Genomic DNA, 7761 nt, shown 5'->3' with positions numbered 1-7761 from the left:
TTGAGTTATCTATGGAACCAGGGTGAAAACGGAATCTGCTGCCCGATGGGCATGACCTTCGCCTCTGTTGGCGCACTGCGTCACGACCCGGCACTGGCTGCCGAATGGGAGCCGCTGATCATGCGTGCCGGTTACGACAGCCGGCCTATTCACGCCCGGGATAAGTCAGCCATCACCGTCGGCATGGCGATGACGGAAAAACAGGGCGGTTCGGACCTGCGCAAAACCCAGAGTACCGCCCGACCGGCAGGTAGCCGGACCGGTTCTGGTGCGGATTACCTGATTACTGGTCACAAGTGGTTTTTTTCCGTGCCCATGAGCGATGTCTTTCTGACGCTGGCGCAGACAGAGAATGGCGTATCGTGTTTCCTGGCGCCAGGCTGGTTACCGGATGGTTCACGCAACAATTTACGTATCCAGCGCCTGAAGGAAAAGTGTGGCAATCGCTCCAACGCCTCCTCCGAAGTAGAATTCAAGGACCTGCACGCAGTGATGGTCGGCCCGGAAGGCAGGGGCATTCGCACCATCATTGAAATGGCCCACTACACCCGGCTCGACTTCGCGGTGGGTTCTTCCGGCCTGATGCGTCAAGCACTGGTCCAGGCGCTGCACCATACCAGCAGCCGCACAAGCTTCGGCGAGCGTATTATCGACCAGCCGGTCATGGCTAATGTGGCGGCAGACCTGGCGGTGGAGTCGGAGGCCCAGATGTGGCTGGGCATGCGCCTGGCCTGCACGCTGGATCATCAGGACACCAGTGAACATGAACGCCTGTTGTCGCGCATTGCCACGCCAATGGCCAAGTACTGGTCCTGCAAGCAGGCCCCGATGTTTGTCGTGGAGGCGCTGGAGTGCCATGGCGGCAACGGCTTTATCGAGGATCACCTGATGGCGCGGCTTTACCGTGAAGCACCGTTGAACGGTATCTGGGAAGGCACCGGCAATATTATCTGCCTGGATGTTGTACGGGCAGTCCAGCGTGAACCGGCAACCGTTGATGCCGTAATGGAGGAAATCCGCCAGGGCCTGAGTGACGATCCAGGGCTTGCCGTACACGCGGATGACCTGGAAAAACGCCTGCGCCGTTTGCCCGACAATCAGGGCGAGGCCCGCCATACCGTGGAGGTGATGGCCCACACCCTGCAGGCCAGCCTGCTGCGGCGCTACGCCCCTGCGGCCGTCAGTGATGCGTTCTTGGCGAGCCGGCTCAATGGTCACTGGGGCAGAGCCTTCGGGACATTGCCCGGCGGGATGGATACCAGAGCCATTATCGAGCGTGCCCGGGTTCAGGCCTAGACGGTACCCCACTGCTGCTGACCCGGGCAGCGGCAGTGGGAACCCGGAATCCTGAGCTACTCCTCGAAAGTATGCTTCGCAAGCTCATCCAGCGGGCAGCCTGGGTTCTTCCGCCGGGCGACCAAAAATAAAACGATCCAGGACTTCATAGACGGATCCGTGGGCACCCTGAATACTGCGAAACAGGACAATCCGTTCCACCAGGAAAGAACCCGCCTGAATATCCCGGTGCACTCCCAGTACCTCTCTAACCGACCCGGCGCTCTTCCTGCTAAACCGTGCCAACGTGATATGCGGCCGGAACCTGCGCTGCTCCTGAGGAAACCCCGCCAATGCCAGCCGTTCATTCAGTGCGACCTGCAAGCCGGCCAATTCCTTTACCGGTTGCAACCCGGCCCAGAGATTCTTCGGGTGATCAGGATCACCGAAACAGCCAACTCCTGTCACGGTAAGATCAAACGGCTTTACTGGCAGGTTCCGGGCTGCCTCGGCAATGGCCGGAAGGCGCTCCGCCTCCACACTGCTCAGGAACGCCAGGGTCAGGTGCAACTGGTCCGCCCGCTGCCAGCGCGCGCCAGCCACTGGTTGCTGGATGGCCAGCAGCCGATGCTTGACTCGGTCCGGAATTTCCAGCCCGAAGAACAGGCGAAGTCTTGCTGTCTTATCCAACCCGCACCCCGAACCATTCCGGATACCTGCGCAGGCAATAGAGCGCAATCATGTCGTACACACCGTGCCAGACCATCACCAGCAGCAGGCTGTCGGTCAGCATATAGGCCGTTCCCAGTACCAGCCCTAACCCGGTCGCCACCAGAAAATAGGTAAACGAGAGGTAGTGCACCAGCCCGAACAGCACAGAAGCTGCCACAATAGCCAAAGTTGCCGACACATGCTGCGCCAGCCAACCCTGGATCGCGCCCCGGAACAGTAATTCTTCGCCCACGCCGGCAAAAACTGCCAAAGTGACCAGAACAGGCCAGGAGTAATCACAGGCGAACCGATGCAACTGCTTCAGGTGGGATTCCAGATTGTCACGAAGCAGCCAGGGTAGCCGGGTAAGTACCATTATCACGGCGTAGGTCGCCACGCTGCCCGCCAGTCCCCAGACGATGGCACTGCCAAGGCTCATTCCTTCGAACTGCACCGGAATTCCGAACAGAACGATAACCACAAGGCCTAATACCCCAATGCCACCCTGGAACATCAACGCCGCGCGAGGCGAGATCTGTGGGCGCTTTCCAGTTCCGGCCACTCAGTTACCCCGCTTGCCGGGCGGCATCACAACCCATTCGGGGTCTTCAAATTCGCCGAGGGGAGTAATCTCGCAGAATGGCGCAGCACTGCGGATGATGCGAGCGACCTCAGGGTTATGCTGCCCTTCCATTGCGTCCCGGTCGGTCTTGCTGTCCCAGCTGGCGATGGCGATCAACACATTCGGGTCATCCATTTTCCGGTGCAGTTCGGTTCCTCTTGCGCCGGGCGCCTGCTGGATAATCTCGCTGGCACGAACCCAGGCATCGGCATATTCCTCGGCGGTATGCCCCTCGCGGATACGAACCTCGAAGATATATTTCATCAACTCTCCTCCTGCCTAATCACATCATTATTGCGAATCAGGCAACGGCCATCAAAACTCATGGGCAGCCATCGGCTTCCCACACAAGCTTGTCGTGTTGTGAAACCCTGCCTTCCACAGCATGCCTATGAAGATGGGCCTCACTGGTATTGCCCGAATTACCCACTCGCTCGACCAGATCCCCTGACTTTACCTTGTCGCCCGGTTGCAACAAAACCGAACCGGCACGCGGGTGTGCCATGTTCCGGATTTACGCCACATCGGTTATTGCCTATGAAAATAAACTTGGCAATCAAGGGTCCAAAAGGGTAGAGTGCGTTTCGTAGGAAAGATTTAGCACAGCATTTCACGAATAAGACGCATCTCTGTTGTTTTTGGTAGTTTTCCGTCCTGTTTTTGATTCCGCGCGTTTTTTGTTTCCGCACAACGCTGACCAGTCATCATTTCAGATGGTCTGGCGGCACATTAAATTATCGATTTCAGGATTATGATTATGTCTACAACTACCGGTACTGTTAAGTTTTTCAACGAAGCAAAAGGTTTCGGCTTCATCACTCGCGAAAGCGGCCCGGACGTCTTCGTTCACTATAGCGCTATTCAAGGTGGCGGTTTCAAGACTCTGGCTGAAGGCCAGCAAGTCGACTTCACCGTTACCGAAGGCCAGAAAGGCCCGCAGGCAGAAAACGTAGTTGCTGTTTGAATAACAGTCAGCACGTTTAACAAGGCAGCCTCGGAAACCGTGTAAAACACTGTCCGATGCTGGCGAAAAACCGCGACATTACTCGCGGTTTTTTTATGGAACATCCGAAAAATAAGGATGTTTCCCTGCAATGAACATCTGTCCATACTCGTTGACCCCGCAAGTCTTCATCAGATACACATCGTAACTGTGAACTCACGAGTCATAGCTTTAGTGGCTCATCACGACTGCGTGAAACAGTAGAGGAGTGCTTACATGAACGCCTACATTCGCCATATTACGTCACTGATGTGTGCAGCCGGCCTGATGCTGGGAGCCAGTGCGACCGCACTCGCTGAAGAGCACGATAACCTGTATCTTGATGAAGTGGCTGACGAAGCGGAAGAACTGTCTGCGGATGACGTGGAAAATAATCATCTGGAGGCCTTCCTCAAGTCGTCCAAGGCGCTGACAGAAGCCCGCAAGGATTACAGCGAGAAGATAATGGAGGCTGACGGTGATGAAGAGAAGGTTGCCGAAATGATGGAAGAAGCCAGGATGGAAATGGCCAGCATTGTTGAAGACAACGACCTTTCCGTCACCCAGTACAAGGAAATTGGCTATCTGATCCAGAACGACGATGATCTGATGGAAGAGCTGAACAATGTAGCCGCCAGTATGTAAACGAGATGGTCCTGCCGGTTTCCCCGCTCGCCAGAGCGGGCCTGAGGCAGAAAACATCGTTAACGTTTAAATATCAGCCATCACGTTCAGTAAAGGCAGCTGCGGCTGCCTTTTTTATGTCTGTTGTATCATTCTTCTGGCCGACCCTCTGTATTCTTCTACACTGAATCATCAGCAACGCTTTTAACTTTGACAACCTGTGCTCCGCGCTGAGATTCTGGAGCCATGCAGATACCTTTGGCTTTCTGAACGCACCCGGAGGCTCCCATGTATACCAAGATACTGATGCCTGTAGATCTGGCACATACCGACAAGATGCCAAAAGCACTGAATACCGCCATCAACATAGCCAGGCAATATCAGGCCAGACTCTGCTACGTGACTGTTACAAATACAACGCCGTCAGCCGCAGCCCACAACCCTGAAGAACTGGCAGACAAGCTTGCTGCCTTTGCGTCCGAGCAGGGCCAGGCCCATGGCATAGACACGGAAAGCAGAGTTATCCAGACTGCCGATACTGCTGTGGAGCTGGAGAAAAAACTTCTCGAAGTGATCGAGGAATACGGGGCCGACCTTGTCGTAATGGCATCCCATACACCCGGCATCGGGGACAAGTTGCATATCCTGCACTCCAATGCCGCCAACATTGTCAGGCACAGTGACGTCTCTGTCTTTGTTGTGCGTTAGCATAGGCCCGACACAGAAAAGGCAGCGCAAGCTGCCTTTTCTGTCAGAGCCGTGATGTGCTACGAGGGCTCGGGCTAATATGTCACCCCGTGGCGATCGAAGACTTCCTCAATCTCTCTCCGTTCTTCAGTCGGGATCATCACCCTGATCACTTGCTGCTCATCCTCCACATAAATATTCTCCTGTGGAATTCCCATCGCGATCAGATCGTCGCGAACATTCTTCGCCTGTTCCTTCGAGGTAAAGGTTCCGTTCAGCGCTTTGCTCATCAGACTATTCTCCAGATAGTTCGGGCTACCACCCCTGAGAATAGGAGAAGATTGCATAACTGTAAATTACTCAAAGAAATACTCGCGGCGAATCTATTATTACCAGGGCAGCTCCTCACCACTGCTGTGCCAGAACGAACCGGTATTCTCCAGGTTCAATCCCGCAATCCTCGCTGCAAGCCCTTTTGCAGACTCCTCGGGACTGATCAGCCCGCCAAAGTTCACCATTCGCGTTTGCACATAGCCGGGATGAAGCTGGGCTACGGCAACCCCTTTGGGCTTGAGGTCCATGGCCAGCGACTTGCCGAATGCATTCAGCGCTGCCTTGGAGGCACGGTAGCCATAGCGGCCGCCGGAATCGTTATCCGCAATAGAGCCCATGCGGCTGGTGATGTTGGCAATCTTGCCGCCGGAAGGAATCTGCGATACCAGGGCCTCGGCCACCCGCAGCGGTGCGTAAGCGTTAATTTCCATCTGGGAGCGAATGGAGTCGAAGTCGATACTGCCCAGTTTTTCGTCCTGCAACAGGCCAGCATTATTGATCAACAGATCGATGGACTGCCCGCTCAACCCATCGGTCAGTTTCTGAATGCCGTTGTCGGTGGTTACATCCACACCACCAATGATCCGGGCGGCCACCTCTTCGAGCTCCGCAGATGCTTCCCGGCAAACGCCAATCACATCACAGCCCTCAGCGGCGTAGTGGCGTGCAAGCTCGAGGCCAATGCCACGGTTGGCGCCGGTAATCACAACGGTTTTGCTAGCAGACATGGAAACCTCCTGATCTGTGGAAAGAAATTACTGATTCTCCTCGGGAACCAACTCGCGTTCGAAGCGGCCAAAAACAATCATAATCACCAGTGCAATAACAGTCACCATCCCCGCCAGGTAGAAATTATTGATGAGCATATCCAGAGGAGCGATTTCGGTTTCCATGGCTCGCCTCGAGAAAAGATCTGGCTGACAAACGACATCGATTTTTCCCAAGGGTAACACTGCAGGTTGGTCACAGTAGAGTCTGGTGACGACTACCGATACAAATTACACTGTCAGCCATTCACTTGAACCCCGGCCGGAGCCCAGCCAATGCTGATCTACACCCTCTGTATGTTGGCCATTATCGGGTTCTCGGTGTTCTATCTGTTTTTCTATCGCGGCTGGTGGCGGGAAAAGCAGCTTCAAAAGCCATTCCCGACGCACTGGCGAAAGTTGCTCCAGACTCAGGTGCCTGCTTACAACAGGCTACACCCAAACCTCAGGCAGCAGCTTGAACAGCACGTGCAGTTATTCCTGGCGGAAAAATCCTTCTACGGTTGCGACGGATTTGCGATAGATGACATCGTGCGCCTCACCATTGCCGGGCATGCCTGCCTGTTAATCGTTGCCCGCAACTTCTCGGATTTTGACGAGGTTAGCAGCATCCTGGTGTATCCGGATGCGTATCATGTCAAGGCGCTTGAGAGCGACGGTATCGTGGTGAGCGAGAGCAATCAGATACGCTCCGGCGAGGCCTCAAGCCATGGCCAGGTGGTGCTGGCATGGACCCAGTGTGAAGAGGGAGCCGTCAATCCTGCCGGGCACCATAACGTGATCCTTCATGAATTTGCCCACCAGCTTGATTACCTGGACGGCACTGCCGACGGCGCACCGCCACTCAGTGGCGAACAGGCCCGCCGCTGGCAGGAAACCATGACCCGGGCCTATGAACATCTGCGGCACTCACTGCGCCATCACACGAAACCATGGCTCGACCCTTATGGCGCCACGGAGCCTGCCGAGTTTTTTGCGGTGCTGACGGAAACTTTCTTTCAACAGCCCGGCCATCTGAAAGAGCAGCAACCGGAGGTCTATGACGTGCTTTGCGGGTTCTATCGACTGGATCCGGTCACAATGACAACTGCAAGACCGGCTGCCGGGCCATGACCAGCACCATCAATCATTGTCGCTTCCCCAGGCGCGAGCCATGACCAGATAACTGAATGAGGCTGACCAGGTTATCATCATGAAGCCGACCAATGCCTCTGTGCCTGCCAGAAACCGGACATGCCCCGATGCCGCGAGATCCCCCCACCCAACTGTAGTGTAATTCGCTGCAGAAAAGTAAACACAGTCCAACAGGCTGAGATTTTCATAACCATTGATAGCTCCGAGGCCATCCTGATTCAATAAATACCAGAATGCTAATCCAAACAGCCAGATCTCCACCACATGGGCGATCAATAAAGCAAACATGTTTGCCAGTATGATCGGCCGGTTTCGAAACCGATTGGGTGACCGAAGTTGCCGGCTGGGGCAGTAACGGTTCAGCACCTGGATCACTTCGAAGTGGAAAACCACGACGAAACCAACCACCAATGCGGTGACTGATACAACAATAAGTTCGCCTCCCACGAAAAACTCTGCCATTGCTTACGTCTCAATTTCGTTCACTACGTTTACCTCCTCACACCCAACCTGTCCAGGTAAACCTGAAGCTCTGCCTCACTGATATTAACGTATTCCACCACCCGGCCATAAAGCATCACCGTCGGTACATTGCGCCCATCCAGTTCGCGCTGGGTTTCCTGCAG

At 55.0% G+C, this 7761-nt stretch carries 12 protein-coding genes; 5 read left to right on the top strand and 7 right to left on the bottom strand.

The window, feature by feature from the left end:
• On the top strand, window positions 1–1296 hold a 1296-nt coding region (locus ACESMB_RS13815; RefSeq protein WP_372971848.1), incomplete at its 5' end, for an acyl-CoA dehydrogenase family protein.
• 84 nt (window positions 1297–1380) lie between these two features.
• Here ACESMB_RS13815 and thpR read toward each other — a convergent pair.
• From thpR to ACESMB_RS13800, 3 genes are read right to left on the bottom strand one after another with little or no spacing between them, the layout of a single operon-like run.
• The gene (gene thpR / locus ACESMB_RS13810; RefSeq protein WP_372971847.1) at window positions 1381–1965 is read right to left on the bottom strand and encodes an RNA 2',3'-cyclic phosphodiesterase; all 585 of its coding nucleotides are present in this window, start codon (window positions 1963–1965) and stop codon (window positions 1381–1383) included.
• Complete coding sequence (locus ACESMB_RS13805; protein ID WP_372971846.1) at window positions 1958–2548, bottom strand: CPBP family intramembrane glutamic endopeptidase; 591 nt, start codon at window positions 2546–2548, stop codon at window positions 1958–1960. Before ACESMB_RS13805 ends, thpR begins: the two co-directional genes overlap by 8 nt.
• A complete protein-coding gene (locus tag ACESMB_RS13800; RefSeq protein ID WP_372971845.1) occupies window positions 2549–2872 on the bottom strand; it encodes an antibiotic biosynthesis monooxygenase family protein in 324 nt (107 codons plus the stop codon).
• 493 nt (window positions 2873–3365) lie between these two features.
• Here ACESMB_RS13800 and ACESMB_RS13795 point away from each other — a divergent pair, with 493 nt between their 5' ends.
• From ACESMB_RS13795 to ACESMB_RS13785, 3 genes are all read left to right on the top strand, one after another.
• The gene (locus ACESMB_RS13795; RefSeq protein ID WP_027831301.1) at window positions 3366–3572 is read left to right on the top strand and encodes a cold-shock protein; all 207 of its coding nucleotides are present in this window, start codon (window positions 3366–3368) and stop codon (window positions 3570–3572) included.
• Window positions 3573–3827: 255 nt separating this feature from the next.
• Window positions 3828–4235, top strand: coding sequence for a DUF4168 domain-containing protein (locus ACESMB_RS13790; RefSeq protein WP_372926043.1), 408 nt, complete (start codon window positions 3828–3830; stop codon window positions 4233–4235).
• A 267-nt stretch (window positions 4236–4502) separates the two neighbouring features.
• Window positions 4503–4922 (top strand): universal stress protein, encoded by a 420-nt coding sequence (locus ACESMB_RS13785; RefSeq protein ID WP_372926042.1) that lies wholly within the window; start codon window positions 4503–4505, stop codon window positions 4920–4922.
• A 74-nt stretch (window positions 4923–4996) separates the two neighbouring features.
• Here the strand turns inward: ACESMB_RS13785 and ACESMB_RS13780 are convergent, their stop codons facing one another.
• From ACESMB_RS13780 to ACESMB_RS13770, 3 genes are all read right to left on the bottom strand, one after another.
• Window positions 4997–5191, bottom strand: a complete 195-nt coding sequence (locus ACESMB_RS13780; protein WP_372926041.1) for an SPOR domain-containing protein — start codon at window positions 5189–5191, stop codon at window positions 4997–4999.
• A 99-nt stretch (window positions 5192–5290) separates the two neighbouring features.
• Complete coding sequence (locus ACESMB_RS13775; RefSeq protein WP_372971844.1) at window positions 5291–5962, bottom strand: SDR family oxidoreductase; 672 nt, start codon at window positions 5960–5962, stop codon at window positions 5291–5293.
• A 27-nt stretch (window positions 5963–5989) separates the two neighbouring features.
• Complete coding sequence (locus ACESMB_RS13770) at window positions 5990–6127, bottom strand: hypothetical protein (RefSeq protein ID WP_372926039.1); 138 nt, start codon at window positions 6125–6127, stop codon at window positions 5990–5992.
• A 150-nt stretch (window positions 6128–6277) separates the two neighbouring features.
• Between ACESMB_RS13770 and ACESMB_RS13765 the strand changes: the two genes are divergently transcribed.
• A complete protein-coding gene (locus ACESMB_RS13765) occupies window positions 6278–7114 on the top strand; it encodes a zinc-dependent peptidase (protein WP_372926038.1) in 837 nt (278 codons plus the stop codon).
• 9 nt (window positions 7115–7123) lie between these two features.
• On the opposite strand, the gene ACESMB_RS13760 is transcribed toward ACESMB_RS13765, so the two are convergent.
• On the bottom strand, window positions 7124–7597 hold the full coding sequence (locus tag ACESMB_RS13760) for an ion channel (protein ID WP_372971843.1): 474 nt from the start codon (window positions 7595–7597) through the stop codon (window positions 7124–7126).
• Window positions 7598–7761 lie beyond the last annotated feature (164 nt).

Origin of the sequence: Marinobacter sp., from assembly GCF_041686475.1 — a bacterium.
Taxonomy (GTDB): domain Bacteria; phylum Pseudomonadota; class Gammaproteobacteria; order Pseudomonadales; family Oleiphilaceae; genus Marinobacter.
Note: the sequence above shows the minus strand (reverse complement) of the source record. Positions and strands in the feature narration are given on the sequence as shown.

Coding starts and splice junctions, on each gene's coding strand:
- ACESMB_RS13800 (WP_372971845.1), bottom strand. CDS start 2,872: ATGAAATATATCTTCGAGGTTCGTATCCGCGAGGGGCATACCGCCGAG.
- ACESMB_RS13795 (WP_027831301.1), top strand. CDS start 3,366: ATGTCTACAACTACCGGTACTGTTAAGTTTTTCAACGAAGCAAAAGGT.
- ACESMB_RS13790 (WP_372926043.1), top strand. CDS start 3,828: ATGAACGCCTACATTCGCCATATTACGTCACTGATGTGTGCAGCCGGC.
- ACESMB_RS13785 (WP_372926042.1), top strand. CDS start 4,503: ATGTATACCAAGATACTGATGCCTGTAGATCTGGCACATACCGACAAG.
- ACESMB_RS13780 (WP_372926041.1), bottom strand. CDS start 5,191: ATGAGCAAAGCGCTGAACGGAACCTTTACCTCGAAGGAACAGGCGAAG.
- ACESMB_RS13775 (WP_372971844.1), bottom strand. CDS start 5,962: ATGTCTGCTAGCAAAACCGTTGTGATTACCGGCGCCAACCGTGGCATT.
- ACESMB_RS13770 (WP_372926039.1), bottom strand. CDS start 6,127: ATGGAAACCGAAATCGCTCCTCTGGATATGCTCATCAATAATTTCTAC.
- ACESMB_RS13765 (WP_372926038.1), top strand. CDS start 6,278: ATGCTGATCTACACCCTCTGTATGTTGGCCATTATCGGGTTCTCGGTG.
- ACESMB_RS13760 (WP_372971843.1), bottom strand. CDS start 7,597: ATGGCAGAGTTTTTCGTGGGAGGCGAACTTATTGTTGTATCAGTCACC.